This is a genomic window from Paenibacillus sp. ACRRX (assembly GCF_022346885.1).
Lineage (GTDB): Bacteria > Bacillota > Bacilli > Paenibacillales > Paenibacillaceae > Paenibacillus_B.
In genome coordinates, this window is sequence record NZ_JAKRNK010000001.1 from 961,548 (window position 1) to 976,898 (window position 15,351).

Sequence of the window (15,351 nt, forward strand, 5' to 3'; positions counted from 1 at the left end):
CACGAAAGAATAACTAGTTTATAGTAAGTGCATATTTCGTGGATTAGAAAAGAGAGAGTTAAGAGACATTTTACTTACCAGTTTAGCAAGTTACAATTCTTATTGGTTCGGAATTCAGTTTGATCTATATTCACTTGGAACTCTTTAAATTGGAATAGGTAAAGATCATATTTTTTAGTATGGGTCATATCATTCTTACCAATCATTACATTGCTCAAATGATATACCTATATGATATACTTCTATATGTCTTATTTGATATAAAAATAATATATAATCACTCACTATACAGCCGTCTAGCTTCTTTTTTTATAAATCCACAAAGGAGTGATACTGATTGAAACAAATTCGTTGGATTCCGTTGTTATCAACAATCCTTATTAGTGGCAGCTTATTATTTGGAGGCTGGTATATTTACCGACATCAGCTTATGGAAGCACCGCTGCAAACCAACATTAAAGATATAAGCCATGTACAGCAAGCAGAAGTAAATTGGCAGCCGAAGCAGGTGGTTATTAAGCTGCGAGTTAGCCCGAATAGTGATATACGCGAGGTTGTACAGCATGTATATGAAGAAACGGCAAAGCAAGCCCAGCAGCGTACAGTAGATATTCAGGTCATAAACGATAAAACGTCGCACAAGCTGGAAAAGTGGTGGTCTGAAGCTTTATTTCCTGTGTCAGAGGCTATGGCACATCAACGCTATGGAGATATACCCGATAAGCTTGCAAGCCTAGCCAAAGATAAAGGCGTTAAGGTGCAGACCGAGATGGACAACCAGTATGTATATGTAACAGTTAAGGATGATGAAGGCAACAGCAAAGTCGTGTTATTGCCATTACAAGGACAACCAATGGGGGTGTGGCCAAATGCGAAATCGGACGATGGCGTGGCCTGAGTTAGCGATCGGTTTGTCGATAGTCATACTTGCTTTTCTTGCTTACATTGGTATTAATGTGTGGCCGATTGTCATTGCGGCTGCGGCTATCGGTATTTTGGCTTTTGCAGCACGATATCGCAGTAAAGCTACAGGGATGACCGGCGGCAACGGCAGCACACGTTCGAAGTCACGATCCGCTAAGGTACAATCCATTGGATTTGAAAGGATTGGCGGTCAAGATCGTGCGAAGCATGAACTTGTTGAAGCTTTGGACTTTCTTGTCAGACCGGAAGCCATTAAAAAATTTGGCATCCGCCCCTTAAAGGGGATTCTGCTGACAGGACCACCGGGTACAGGCAAGACGTTGATGGCAAAAGCTGCAGCGAGTTATGCAGATGCCGTCTTTCTTGGCGCATCAGGTAGTGAATTCGTGGAGATGTATGTGGGTGTAGGCGCAGGACGTATTCGTAGTTTATTTAAAGATGCACGTCAGCTCGCTGCCAAAGAAAAGAAGGAAAACGCGATTATTTTTATCGATGAAATTGATGTGATTGGTGGAAAGCGTGAAGGTGGTCAGCAGAAGGAATATGACCAGACGCTTAATCAATTATTAACAGAGATGGATGGTTTGTATGCAGATGAGATGCCTCGTATACTGATTATGGCAGCAACCAATCGCAAAGAAATGCTTGACGGTGCGCTGCTGCGCCCAGGACGGTTTGATCGACATATTCAGGTGGATCTTCCCGATAAGAAAGGCAGACAGCATATCTTGGAGCTGCATACTTTGAACAAACCGATTGCAGATGAAGTACAGCTTGAAAAGATTGCAGAAGAGACATTTGGTTTCTCCGGTGCTCAGCTTGAAAGCGTGCTGAACGAAGGTGCTATTTATGCAATGCGCGAAGAAAAAGAGCAGATTGAGATGCGCCATCTGTCACTGGCCATCGATAAAGTGATGATGGGGGAGAAGACGGATCGGGAGACCAATCAGGAAGAACGGCGCCGTGTTGCTTTGCATGAACTCGGTCATGCTATTGTGGCGGAAATAGTTCGTCCAGGCAGTGTATCCCAAGTGTCGCTTAGTCCAAGGGGTCAAGCGTTAGGGTATGTTCGACATCAGCCTCAGCAGGAAAAATATTTATATACACTACCATTTCTGGAAGAACAGATTATGATCTCTCTTGGCGGCGCTGTGGCGGAAGAAATGTTCTATGGCCATCGGAGTACAGGCTCGCAAGGAGACTTTGATCAGGCATTAAACATAGTGGAGACCATGGTAAACGCAGGTCTGACAAGTCTTGGTATAGTTAAAATGAAGCATGTATCGATTGAGGCTTTGTCTGCTGAGATGAATACCATCATGGAGCAATTAACGGCACGGACTAGACAGATGTTGGAACAGCATCGGGATACGTTCCAGCATTCGTTGGAGAAGCTGATTCAAGATGAGCAGCTTTCGGGGGACGATTTCCGGTGTCTAATATGTGAAAGTAAACAATTACCAGCGTGAAAATGCGCTGGTAATCTCCTTTTTTTAACCTTAAACATGTTAAGATATCGTTAGGTACCTATGCGTTAATCCTTTTGATAACGATACCCCATGTTCGGGTACAATACCAGAAGAGCATAGAAACATGAAAGGTGGAAGAGACCATGTTTTTCAAAAAAATCGGCGTCATTGGCGGCGGTACAATGGGCCAAGGCATCGCAGAAATGCTTGCTGTGAAAGGCCTGGACGTGCTGTTGGTGGAGCAAACGCCGGAGAAGCTAAACCATGCTTATGAAATGATCGAAACAAGCTTGGACAAGCAATTGGAGAAATGGGCCATTACACAAGCCGAGAAGAAGCTTATCTTGTCCCGCATTCACAAAGTAACTCATCTCGCTGAACTTAGCGCTTGTGACATGGTAATTGAGACGATCTCGGAAGATTTGGAAGCGAAGAAAGCGATCTTCGCAGAGCTTGATCGTGTCTGCCCTAGCAGTATCATTCTGGCAAGCAATACATCGACTTTGTCGTTGACTGAGCTTGCAAGTACGACTAAATATCCTGAGCGTGTCATTGGCATGCACTTTATTTATCCAGTATCCAAGGTTGACTTGGTTGAAATTATCCGTGGGTTGAAGACTTCGGACGCTACGTTCTCGGAAACGAAACGTTTTGTAGAGGAAGTTGTACAGAAGAAAGGCGTTATGGTTTATGAATCGCCTGGCTTCGTTACTACACGGATTATTTGCATTCTTATCAATGAAGCGCTGCATGTGCTTCAAGAAGGCGTTGCAACTGCAGAAGACATCGACAATGCGATGAGAATCGGATATAATTTCCAATATGGCCCGCTTGAAATGGCAGACCGTTTTGGCTTAGATTCGGTATTGGCGGCTATGGAGCGTATGTTCCGTGAATTCGGAGATATCAAGTATCGTCCTTCCGTGTTGTTGAAAAAGATGGTTCGCGCTAACCAACTCGGTATTAAGACCGGCGTCGGATTCTTCAAGTATGACAAGGATGGGGATAGACTATGAAAATTCTCGTAATTAACGCAGGAAGCTCCTCGCTTAAATATCAAATTTACGACATGACGACAGAAGCCGTCTTGGCGGCAGGTCGAGTGGAACGTATTGGCATGGATTCATCCATCCTCGTTCACGAACCACATCATGTAGACGAGATTACTGAGGTTAGTGAAATACTAGACCACACAACAGCAATCCGTAAAGTGTTGGATAAGTTGACTGACCCTCAGGTTGGTGTTGTCGGTTCGATCGGCGAAATTGAGGCTGTTGGTCATCGTGTCGTTCACGGCGGCGAGACGTTTAAGAGTTCTGTACTCGTGGATTCCGAGGTTAAATCGGAAATTCGTCGTTTGTTTGACTTGGCGCCGCTACATAACCCAGCTTGTATGATGGGAATCAAAGCGGCTGAAGCCAACATGCCTAACGTGCCGCAGGCAGTTGTATTTGATACAGCTTTCCATCAAACAATGCCTGCTAAAGCGTATATGTATGCCATTCCTAAAGTGTTGTACAAGAAACACAAAATCCGTCGTTATGGCTTCCATGGAACTTCCCATGATTATGTGAGCAAACGTGCGGCACTGGTTGTTGATCGTCCACTGGAGGATCTGAAGATTATTACTTGTCACATCGGTAATGGCGGTAGCTTGACGGCTGTCAAAGGCGGCGTGTCGGTCGATACGACGATGGGTATGACTCCGCTTGAAGGCTTGATGATGGGTACCCGTAGTGGTGACCTTGATCCAGCAATCGTACCATTTACGATGATGAAGGAAGACTTAACGGTCAATGAAGTGAATTCCATGCTTAACAAGCATAGCGGCTTGTTGGCTGTGTCCGGGCTATCCAGTGATATGCGTGAGATTACAGACGGCATGGAAGCAGGCGAACCGAATGCGACTCTAGCATTTGAGATGTATGAGTACCGTCTTCGTAAGTATATCGGTGCATATGCGGCAGCAATGGACGGTGTGGACGTGATTGTCTTTACTGCTGGTGTTGGGGAGAACTCTGCGATTGTTCGCAAGCACGTGTGTGACAACCTGACATTCTTGGGCGTAGAAATTGACCAAGAGTTGAATAAGGTTCGTTCGAAGGAACCACGTGTCATTTCCACACCTAACTCACGAGTAGCGGTACTTGTTGTCCCTACTAATGAGGAGCTTATGATTGCACGCGATACGTATCGCCTTGCACAAGAAGCTAACTCTAACAAAGCATAAGCATACGCTTCCGGTGCCATGAGGGCTGTGGCGAATTAACAAATAGGGGAGATCGAAACGATGGCGACAACTTGTGTCATTCGTGAAGTAAGCAAACATGTGGGCGCGGAAGTCCGCATTGGCTGCTGGCTGCACAACAAGCGCAAGAGCGGTAAAATTCAATTTCTGCAATTACGCGACGGTACGGGATTTATGCAGGGTGTCGCGGTGAAGACAGAACTGTCGGAGGAAGCTTGGGAAGCGGCGAAGAGCCTGACTCAAGAGAGCTCCTTATATGTGACAGGGGTTGTACGGGAGGAGCCACGCTCCAAGTCCGGTTTTGAATTGACGGTTACGAATGTAGAAGTCATTCAAATTACGCAGGACTATCCAATTACACCAAAGGAACATGGCGTCGATTTCTTGATGGATCACCGTCATCTGTGGCTGCGTGCACCTAAGCAGCGTGCAGTCATGGCGATTCGTGGCCAAATTATCGCAGCTGTGCAGCAGTTCTTTAATGATCGTGGGTTTACGTTAATGGATCCTCCGATCTTAACACCTTCTTCTTGTGAAGGCACAACGGAGCTTTTCCATACGAAATACTTCGAAGAAGATGCGTTCTTGACGCAAAGTGGTCAGCTTTATATGGAAGCGGCGGCTATGGCACTTGGTAAAGTATATTCCTTTGGACCAACGTTCCGTGCCGAGAAATCCAAAACTAGACGCCACCTGATCGAGTTTTGGATGATTGAGCCGGAGATGGCGTTTGTAGACCACGATGAGAACTTGCGTGTGCAGGAACAATTTGTGTCGCATATCGTACAATCCGTCTTGACCAATTGCAAGTCTGAGCTGGAAACGTTGGAGCGCGACACAACCAAGCTGGAAAAGGTTATCGGAGCATTCCCACGCATCACGTATGACGATGCAATTAAATTCCTGCAAGAGAAGGGCTTTGACATCCCGTGGGGCGAAGATTTTGGTGCGCCACATGAGACAGCAATCGCTGAGCAGTATGAGACACCTGTCTTTATTACGCATTATCCGACGAAGATTAAGGCATTCTATATGAAGCCAGATCCTTCGAACCCAGACGTCGTGCTTTGTGCGGATATGATTGCGCCTGAAGGTTATGGTGAGATTATTGGCGGATCACAGCGAATTGACGATCCTGAATTGATGGCAGAACGCTTCCGCGAGCATGACTTAGCAGCTGAAGCTTACCAATGGTATATGGATCTTCGCAAATACGGTACAGTTCCTCACTCAGGCTTTGGTCTTGGGCTAGAACGCACAGTAGCTTGGATCTGCGGACTGGATCACGTACGCGAGACAATTCCGTTCCCACGTATGCTGTACCGCTTGTATCCTTAAACTAATAAATTACCTATCATCCCGTATCACTTCGTTGTGATACGGGATGTGTTGTCTATGTGGACATGGGACTTACTAAACTTGCCAAAGTATGAGACAATGTAAAGGTTGTGAAGAAGAACAGAGATCACTAAGCCATCAGTATAGGGATAAACTTACTCAAAATACATAAAGGGGGAGCGATCATGAGTGGAGAAGCTTATCGGGCTTATGCTAAAGGCATATCACACGCATTGATGACAGGTCAGGTATCGCTGCCTTATTTGCTGCTTAAGCATTATAAGCGGCTTGGACTTACGGATACGGATACGATGGTTATCATTCATTTGACCGCATTTAAACAAAATGAGTGGAAGGACTTCCCAACTATTGAAGAAATTCAAGAGCGCATGAGTGTTCCTGCAAGCCATGTGATTACTTCCCTGCAGCGTATGATGAAGGATGGTTTTCTGACCATTGATGAAGAAATTGATCCGGAATCGGGTGTTCAATTTGAACGCTACAATTTAACAGGTTTATACGACAAGCTTGGCCATCTGTTAACTGATGAGGCAATCGCTGAACGCAAGCGACAGCGTGCTGCTGCGCCCGCAGCCGGAGAGCAAGAATCATTAAACTTGTTCGAGATATTCGAGAAGGAATTTGGCCGTCCGTTGTCTCCGATGGAATATGAGACGATTGCTGGCTGGATAGATGACGATCGGTATGCACTGGAGCTTATCCTGCTAGCCTTAAAGGAAGCGGTATTTGCAGGCAAAATACATTTCAGATACATCGACCGTATTCTATTGGAGTGGAGTCGAAATAAAATTCAGACCGTCGAAGAGGCTCGCGCACATACTCAAAAATTTAGAGGATCACGATGACGCGGCGTTAAATGATACTTTCCCATTAGGAATGAAGAACGTGATCCATTTATCACTATAATCAATCATGTTATTCTGGCATGACTGATTATAGTGATAGTAAATTTGCGGATCAGTTGAACAAACAGTTCGTTTATGATCTTATCAAGGCAAGGCATGCTCAAATATATGTGCTTCATCTCAGCGGTCGAGCTATTAAATTACATTTAATGTTTTAAGTGCATGGTATATTCCATCATCGTCTACATTTTTTGTTATAAAATCGGCCTTTTCCTTCAATCCTTCTCGCGCATTCCCCATAGCGACTCCAATTCGAACTGTTTGTAACATCTCGATATCATTGATCCCATCACCAAAGGCAATAGCTTCATCTGCGCTAAAATTAAAATGTTGAAGTACTTTTTGAATTGCATTCGCTTTGTTATTGCCTTTTCTCTCTATATTATATGCGTTTGGAATGTTTTCTCCCCAATGGTAAAATTGAAGTTCGGTCGAGATGTTATGATAATCATTGATATTACCATTACTTAAAAATAAACACATACCCATATATTCAACTTTACGATGAGGGAATATACTTGGGATTTCGTGACAGTCAATATTTTTTAATATAGGTAGTGCTACCTCTTTTGCTAATCCATTGGAATAACTATCTTCTACACCAAAACAAGACAGATGATCCCCGTTTAAGCTGCATATTTGCACTAAATGATCAAAATCATTTTGAGAAATCGGATCTTTATAGACTTCTTCGTGACCTAATCTAACATATGAGCCACTACAATTAATAAAATTTTGAACCTTAAGTAATCTGCCGACTGATTTAGTAAAAAAATAGGAGCGCCCGGTGGCTAATACAACTTGGATACCTTTGCTATGCAATGCTTTAATGCTTTGAATAGTTGAGATAGGTACTTGATCGGTTTGATTATCGACAATAGTACCGTCTAGATCAAAAAATACAATCTTTATAGTCAATGTCGTTCCTCCTTTATCTGTGGGTCCATCTCATCAAACTATAATAAGGCAAAACATTAAATAAACTATTAATTAGCAAACTTTTTTGGTCAAATGTAGTATATCATTCCTCATCCCAATAGATTTTTATCCGATCGCAAATTATCGGTACAATAAAATGGATAGAGTTGTTAATTAACGGCAAGTTCAGGTTAAAGGATGAACGGACTGCCCAGACCATAACTGTCAGTTAAGTCGTGATGGATGGTATTAAGCAGTATGAAGCTGCTAATTGATACAGGGAGGCGTAGATTTGTAAAAAAGATTGATTATTTGTAATAAAAATTTATAAAAATCACCTCTTTTTCATTCTTTGAGGTGATCTTTTGATGGGTATTTATGTTATATTAATGTTTATCTTGTAAGAAACTGTACTTAAACCTAACGGTGCAGTTTAGTAGAAGAAGGATTTTTGAATATATTAGCGAATAACAAGTCAAGATGGAATTAAGGTTTCATCTTAAATGGGGTATCCAAAAGCGGCTATTATTCACTTGAATCATAGCCTAATTAAATTAATGAATGAGATAACTTTTAAATAAGACGTGTAAGAAAATACGGATATAAAAGAGGCCTATATGAGTATTTACAAAACACCATCTGGAAGAGAAATGTCACTTAAGCTTTATGAAGCTCAATTGAAGAAATTGGATTATTCCTGCGAGGATATTTACGTGCATACTCGTTTTGGGAAAACACATATCATTGAAACTGGCAATCTATCGGGTGAACCATTGTTAGTATTTCATGGTGGAAATAGTACAACTGCCTATAATTTATTAATGTACAAATTCCTGCTTAAGCATTTTCACATCTATGCGGTTGATATTATTGGGCACCCTGGAAAAAGTGATGAGGTTCATCTCTCTCCTCGCAATTATGATTATGGAAAGTGGGCAAGCGATGTTATAACAGCGCTTGGATTTGATAAAATAGCTTGTTTTGGGGTTTCATTTGGAGGCGGAGTTCTGGCAAAATTGATGTGTACCGCACCGGAGAAAGTAAAGAAATCTGTATTAATTGTGCCATCAGGCATTAACAATGCCTTTCCAATCAGTACTGTAAAAATGATGATACCACTCCTCAAATATAAACTAACAAAGAAAGAAAAATATATAAAAGAAACAGCTTTATTTATGGCTATTAAAGAAGAAATTCTTGATATAGATACTTTGGATATGGTGAAAGATAGTTTTGATCATGTAAAAACAAAAGTGGGGATGCCATCCAATGTGAGTGAACAATTAATGCAACAGTGCAAAGCGCCAACACTTATTATGGCAGGAGAAAAAGATTGTTTATTTCCAGCGAAAAAAGTATTACCAAGGGCGAAAAGAATCATTCCAAATAACACGACTCATATGTTAAAAGGGTGCGGGCACATGCATATGATGCCAGAGCGTGAAAAGAACATGATCATTGATTTCTTTAGTGTTTTGTAACTTGAAAGTCCTTTGAAAAATAAAGAAAGAGACAAAAAAGGGGGGATTACTAAATGACTAATAACTTTATTGAAAATATTCAATTGTTTTATTCTGACCTTCCCATTGAAGACTGTTATTTTAATGAAATTGGACAGAATAATGATGTGTTAATTGTAAACAAATCTTTGGTTTTTAGATTTCCAAAATATAAAAATGGAATAGTTCAATTAAGAAGAGAGACGGAAATTTTGAATTATATTAAAGGTATCGTCTCCACACCTATTCCGAATCCAATTTATCAGTCTTTTGAAGAGTTAGAACCAGGTAAGGTCTTCACTGGCTATAACCTAATAGATGGTGTTCCTTTGTGGAAGGAAAGTTTAACAGGTGTTAAGAGTGTTGAATTGGTTAAAGGGTTGGCAAAACAACTTGTTTCTTTTCTAGTAGAACTCCATTCTATTTCAGAAGAAAAAGCAAGTCGAGATTTGAAACTAGAGGTTTGTAATCCTCGTGAAGAGATGGGTAACCTATATGATAAGATTCAAAATAAATTATTTCCATTTATCAGAAAAAACGCTCAAAAGGAAATATCACATTCCTTTGAAACGTTCCTAAAAGGCGAAAGATTTTCAAATTTAGAAATGACACTTATACACGGAGATTTTGGAGCGTCTAACATCTTGTGGAATCCAGAGACAAGTATGGTTTCAGGGATAATAGATTTTGGTGGTTCTGGCTTAGGAGATCCAGCGTATGACTTTGCTGGAATACTTTCCAGCTATGGTGAAGATTTTTTTGATATGTGTATTAACCTGTATCCTAACGGCAATGAAATATCTGAACGAGTGCAATTTTATAAAAGTACATTTGCTTTACAAGAAGCATTACACGGAATTGAGCATGACGATCGACAGGCTTTTGAAAGTGGAATTAAAGATTATAGATAGATTGCTAGTTCAACGAATATACTTTAATGTTTGTACCAAATATTTACTTGATATTTCATATATTGATTTATTTGTTGTTGACTTTGTGGAAAATGAATGCTAGTGTTAATTTCAATAATTATATATGAGGCATTGATCAGAGAAATGATCTCCTTCACGGACTGTCCAGAGAGAGAAGTGTAAGCTGAAAGCTTCTTCCGTTACGGATGTGAGATTACCCCTTTGTAGCTGTGGCATTGAACCCCTAGATCTATTGATCTTGGCAGTATGTGGCACCGACTTATCCTCGATAACGGATACTAATAAGGACCTTATCCTTCATGCACGGGCAATAGCGCGGTATGACTTGATAATGGTCGAATTAGGGTGGAACCACGAGCTGAACGCACTCGTCCCTTAGTGGAGAGAGGCGTTTTTTTGCATTCAAATTCATAATGATAAAGAATGGAGACGAGATCATGGAGATCAAAGTAACATTGCCAGATGGAGCTAAAAAGGGGTATTCACAAGGCACAACGATAGCACAGGTAGCGGAATCAATTAGCATAGGCTTAAGGAAGAATGCCGTTGCGGGTAAAATGGATGGCAAACTAGTTGATCTGAACGAGCCGATTGCAGATGAATGCCGAGTGGAAATTGTAACGTTGGACAGCAAAGATGGTGTAGATGTGTATCGGCATACGACAGCACATATCATGGCCCAAGCATTGAAACGAATGTACGGTACAGAGCGTGTTAAGCTTGGAATCGGACCCGTTATCGATAACGGATTTTATTATGATATCGATATAAATACACCAGTATCAAGTGATGATCTCCTGAGTATTGAACGTGAAATGGAGACTATCATACAGGAGAACTTGCCGATAGTTCGTCGTGTTGTAAGTCGGAAAGAAGCGATGGACATTTTTGAACAATTAGAGGAACCGTTAAAGATTGAACTTATTCAAGGGCTGCCAGATGAGGCGGTTATCACCCTATATGAACAAGGCGAGTTTGTTGACCTTTGCAGAGGTCCACATCTTCCTTCGACAGGAAGAATTAAAGCTTTTAAGCTGCTAAATGTGGCAGGTGCCTACTGGCGTGGAGATTCAAATAACAAGATGCTGCAGCGCATTTATGGCACTTCATTTCCAAAAAAAGCAGAGCTGTCGGAACATTTGCAATTGTTAGAGGAAGCCAAAAAGCGCGATCACCGCAAACTTGGTAAAGAACTTGAGTTATTTATGTTCTCCGAAGAAGCACCAGGAATGCCTTTTTATTTGCCAAAGGGGATGACGATCCGCACAGAGTTGGAAAACTTCGCGCGTGATATTCAGCAGCAAAGAGGGTACGACGAGGTGCGTACACCACTAATGTTAAATAATCGCCTTTGGGAGCAGTCCGGACATTGGGATCATTATAAAGATAACATGTACTTTACAAATGTGGACGATAAGACTTTTGCGCTTAAGCCGATGAACTGCCCAGGACATATGCTTGTTTTCAAGAACAGCATGCATTCGTATCGGGAATTGCCTATTCGGCTTTCTGAATACGGGCAAGTCCACCGTCATGAATATTCGGGGGCACTTAACGGAATGATGCGTGTCCGTACGTTCTGTCAAGATGACGCTCATTTATTTGTACTACCGAGTCAGATCGAGGATGAGATTGGTCAGGTCATCGCATTGATTGACCATATTTATCAAGTGTTTGGTTTTGAATACAAGATCGAGCTATCAACACGACCTGAGGATTACATGGGTTCAGATGAACTGTGGGATGAAGCGGAGAAGTCGCTGCAGCAAGTACTGGATAAGCGCGGCATTCAGTATCACGTAAATGAAGGAGATGGCGCGTTCTATGGTCCTAAGATTGACTTCCACATTTTAGATGCTCTTAAACGAAGCTGGCAGTGTGGAACGATACAACTTGATTTTCAGATGCCGGAGAAATTTGATCTGACTTATATTGGTGAAGACAGTCAGAAGTACCGACCTGTCGTAATTCATCGCGCGGTATACGGCTCTATTGATCGTTTCATAGGCATTATTACCGAGCATTATGCAGGTGCATTCCCGCTATGGCTTGCACCTGTTCAGGCGAAGCTGCTGCCTGTGTCGGAGCATTATAACGAATATGCTTACTCAGTTAAAAAGGGATTAGCTGAGGCGGGGATTCGGGTTGAGATGGATGTGCGCGATGAAAAGCTTGGTTACAAAATTCGCGAAGCCCAGTTGGAAAAAGTACCTTATATGCTGGTGCTCGGTGAAAATGAGAAAAACACAAATAGTGTATCCGTTCGCAAGCGTGGCAAAGGGGATTTGGGCATGAAGAGTATACTTGAGCTGATTGAACAGATAAAGCAAGAAATTTTGGCTAAAAAGGAGTAGGATTAAGCCGATCTTACAAGTAGTTGGCCATAATCACTCAGTTGCACAACGTTACTATCCATCCGTTTGATGGATAAATAGCTGTTCACTTTATTCAGGCGACCCGCATGACTTAGGGTCGCTTTTTTATTTTTTAAAACGAATTGAAGCTGGTTATTTTCTAACCTTGTCCTAACTTACTGCTCTTTATAATAAAGCCATGGATGTAAGACAAATCATATTAAACTTTAGGAGGAAATAAAAATGAAAATGAAAAAATCAGTTATTGGATTGCTTAGTGCGTTTTTGGTTGTAGGGGGATCTGCATCGGCGTTTGCTGCTAGTTCAGGTTCTGGCAACTCTCTGGACAACATTTCTGCAAAGATTACTGAAATAACAGCTGACGCTCTAGGTATTCAGACAGCAGGAAAAGAGAAGCTAATAAAAGATAAAAAAGAACAGAAGAACGTATCTAAAGAAAATGTTACCGGAACAATCAAAACGTTCGAATCGGGTACAATGGATACTAAAGTAAAAGGAACCCCTCTGAACAAGCAAATGGTAAGCGACCTGTCGGTGGATTTTAAGGTGTTAGCACCAGGTAAATTATCGCAAGATACCAAAGGGAAAGTCCAGTTAAACAAACAATAAAAACAACTTTATAAGAGCATAACTATACGATCTTACACCATCCTAAAAGAGTCGCACTCTATGTGCGGCTTTTCGGTCGGTGTTACGACAGGTACGGATAAACAGGAGGTATTCATGAAAATATTGCTGGTAGAAGACGAATTGCTGCTCAGTTCGGTTATTAGCAAAGGGCTTAGAAAGTGCGGATATGCTGTCGATTGCGGATATGACGGAGAAGAAGCATTGGATTTATATGATGTAAATACTTACGATATTATCATATTGGATTTAAACTTGCCTAAAGTGGATGGGTTAGAAGTACTGCAATCTATTCGTCAGCTTAACGCTGAGATCAAAATCATTATTTTATCTGCTCGTAGTGCAGTAGAGGACAAGATTAAGGGCTTGGACTTTGGAGCTAACGATTATTTGGCAAAACCCTTTGATTTCTTTGAGCTGGAGGCTCGCATTCGGAATTTGCTCAGACAATCGTTTGTTCAGCAACGGACACAGCTGTCTTGCGGACCAGTTTGTATGGATACAGCCAAAAAGCTAGTGACTGTTCATCAGCAAGCGCTAGAGCTAACTAAAAAAGAACATAGCTTATTAGAATACTTGCTTTATCACCAGGATAGAGTGATAAGTGCTGAGGAGATCATTGAACACGTCTGGGACAGTGAGGTTGATTTGTTTTCCAACTCATTAAAGTACCACATTCATTCTTTAAAGAAAAAATTGTCGGCTGTCGCAGGAGACAGCGAAATCATTAAAAATTATAGGGGACACGGTTATGTGATTTCCTATGCAGCGGAGGACGTCAGTGATCAATAACGTTTCTTTAAGAGTGAGAATAACGGCACTCGTCGGAATTGTAATTATCATTATTTCTGTTGTGCTTACAATGGCCTCCATCAGAGGAGCGCAAGATTACTTTTCTGGAACCATGTTAAATAAAACAATAGTGGATGATCGCAGTACGGAAATTCGTCTGGATGAGAATATGCACCGTAAAGGAGAAGGAAGCTCTCCACTTTCCAATATATCGGCTACTATACGTGTGGTGGAGGCGCAGAAGAATTTTTCGAACCAGAGCCTTACGGTAATGACAATTATTATCCTGGTGGGTATTGGCGGAACCTACATGATGGTTGGTAGGGCATTGCGACCGCTCTCAGAACTGAACGAGGCTGTAAAGGGCATTCATGAACTTAATTTGGAACAGCGGATACCTGTGCCGAGCAGCAAGGATGAGTTGGGAAGTTTGTCTGTCTCGTTTAATCGTATGCTTGACCGGCTTGATCGATCGTTCGCTAGACAGCGAAGATTTGCAGCGGATGCAGCTCATGAGCTTAAAACACCATTGACCACGATTAAGACCTCCATACAAGTTCTGCAGTTGGATCAATACCCGACGATGGAGGATTATAAGCTGAATGCAGAAGTGACACAGCAGAGCACTGATCGTTTAATACAAGTGGTGGATAATTTGCTCGAGCTGGCTCTGGAAGATAGTACGACATATGATGATTTGATCGGGATCTATGACATGTTTAAACGTATCAGGAGGGAATTGCAACCATTGGCGGATCAACATCAGGTGAGCATCGGTATTCATAAATGCACGTGCCAATTGAACGGAAATTATGCCATGTTGTACAGCGCGATATTTAACCTCGTGGCCAATGCGGTAAAATACAATAAGCCTGGTGGCAAAGTCGAACTGTTAACATCCACAGAGCATGAGTACTTAACTCTAACGGTAAGTGATCAGGGAGTTGGCATACCAGAACATGAGATTGATCTGATATTTGAACCTTTTTATAGGGTGGATAAATCACGTTCCCGCGCAATTGCAGGTACAGGTCTTGGTCTTGCGCTCGTCAAGTCGATTATAACGAAGCATCATGGAACGATTAAGGTGCAAAGTATCGAAGGAATCGGGACTACCATGCAAGTCACATTGCCTATAAGACAGATGATACAAAGCCAAGGAGAAAAAAGTGGGGGGATTGGAGGATAATGTAAGATGGGGCAGGGGCCAATCCTAGCTCATTCTTCTAAAATTGAGTTTATTTCCCTTATCAGACACAGACACTTATTACAGCAGTTGGAACAATGGACATACTGAAAACCG

13 protein-coding genes are annotated in these 15,351 nt (G+C 41.8%); 12 read left to right on the forward strand and 1 reads right to left on the reverse strand.

Annotated features, from left to right (window positions below; genetic code table 11):
• Positions 1–337: 337 nt before the first annotated feature.
• From MH117_RS04420 to MH117_RS04445, 6 genes are all read left to right on the forward strand, one after another.
• On the forward strand, positions 338–898 hold the full coding sequence (locus tag MH117_RS04420; protein WP_239327421.1) for a quinolinate synthase: 561 nt from the start codon (positions 338–340) through the stop codon (positions 896–898).
• On the forward strand, positions 870–2,393 hold the full coding sequence (locus tag MH117_RS04425; RefSeq protein WP_239327422.1) for an AAA family ATPase: 1,524 nt from the start codon (positions 870–872) through the stop codon (positions 2,391–2,393). The genes MH117_RS04420 and MH117_RS04425 overlap by 29 nt, the downstream gene beginning before the upstream one ends.
• Positions 2,394–2,536: 143 nt before the next feature.
• Positions 2,537–3,409, forward strand: a complete 873-nt coding sequence (locus tag MH117_RS04430; protein WP_239327423.1) for a 3-hydroxyacyl-CoA dehydrogenase family protein — start codon at positions 2,537–2,539, stop codon at positions 3,407–3,409.
• Positions 3,406–4,623: an acetate/propionate family kinase gene (locus MH117_RS04435; RefSeq protein ID WP_239327424.1), complete on the forward strand. Its 1,218-nt coding sequence runs from the start codon at positions 3,406–3,408 to the stop codon at positions 4,621–4,623. The genes MH117_RS04430 and MH117_RS04435 overlap by 4 nt, the downstream gene beginning before the upstream one ends.
• A gap of 60 nt (positions 4,624–4,683) precedes the next feature.
• Entirely contained in the window at positions 4,684–5,979 is a 1,296-nt protein-coding gene (asnS, locus tag MH117_RS04440; RefSeq protein ID WP_239327425.1) for an asparagine--tRNA ligase, read from the forward strand.
• A gap of 185 nt (positions 5,980–6,164) precedes the next feature.
• Positions 6,165–6,845: a DnaD domain-containing protein gene (locus tag MH117_RS04445; RefSeq protein ID WP_239327426.1), complete on the forward strand. Its 681-nt coding sequence runs from the start codon at positions 6,165–6,167 to the stop codon at positions 6,843–6,845.
• Between the two features lie 195 nt (positions 6,846–7,040).
• Here the strand turns inward: MH117_RS04445 and MH117_RS04450 are convergent, their stop codons facing one another.
• The gene (locus tag MH117_RS04450) at positions 7,041–7,823 is read right to left on the reverse strand and encodes a Cof-type HAD-IIB family hydrolase (RefSeq protein ID WP_239327427.1); all 783 of its coding nucleotides are present in this window, start codon (positions 7,821–7,823) and stop codon (positions 7,041–7,043) included.
• A gap of 617 nt (positions 7,824–8,440) precedes the next feature.
• Between MH117_RS04450 and MH117_RS04455 the strand changes: the two genes are divergently transcribed.
• From MH117_RS04455 to MH117_RS04480, 6 genes are all read left to right on the forward strand, one after another.
• Complete coding sequence (locus MH117_RS04455; RefSeq protein WP_239327428.1) at positions 8,441–9,304, forward strand: alpha/beta fold hydrolase; 864 nt, start codon at positions 8,441–8,443, stop codon at positions 9,302–9,304.
• Positions 9,305–9,357: 53 nt separating this feature from the next.
• Positions 9,358–10,233, forward strand: coding sequence for a phosphotransferase family protein (locus tag MH117_RS04460; RefSeq protein ID WP_239327429.1), 876 nt, complete (start codon positions 9,358–9,360; stop codon positions 10,231–10,233).
• 458 nt (positions 10,234–10,691) lie between these two features.
• Positions 10,692–12,608: a threonine--tRNA ligase gene (thrS, locus tag MH117_RS04465; RefSeq protein ID WP_239327754.1), complete on the forward strand. Its 1,917-nt coding sequence runs from the start codon at positions 10,692–10,694 to the stop codon at positions 12,606–12,608.
• Between the two features lie 243 nt (positions 12,609–12,851).
• On the forward strand, positions 12,852–13,238 hold the full coding sequence (locus MH117_RS04470; protein WP_239327430.1) for a hypothetical protein: 387 nt from the start codon (positions 12,852–12,854) through the stop codon (positions 13,236–13,238).
• 114 nt (positions 13,239–13,352) lie between these two features.
• Positions 13,353–14,048 (forward strand): response regulator transcription factor, encoded by a 696-nt coding sequence (locus MH117_RS04475; RefSeq protein WP_239327431.1) that lies wholly within the window; start codon positions 13,353–13,355, stop codon positions 14,046–14,048.
• A complete protein-coding gene (locus tag MH117_RS04480) occupies positions 14,038–15,237 on the forward strand; it encodes a sensor histidine kinase (protein WP_239327432.1) in 1,200 nt (399 codons plus the stop codon). The genes MH117_RS04475 and MH117_RS04480 overlap by 11 nt, the downstream gene beginning before the upstream one ends.
• Positions 15,238–15,351: the final 114 nt, after the last annotated feature.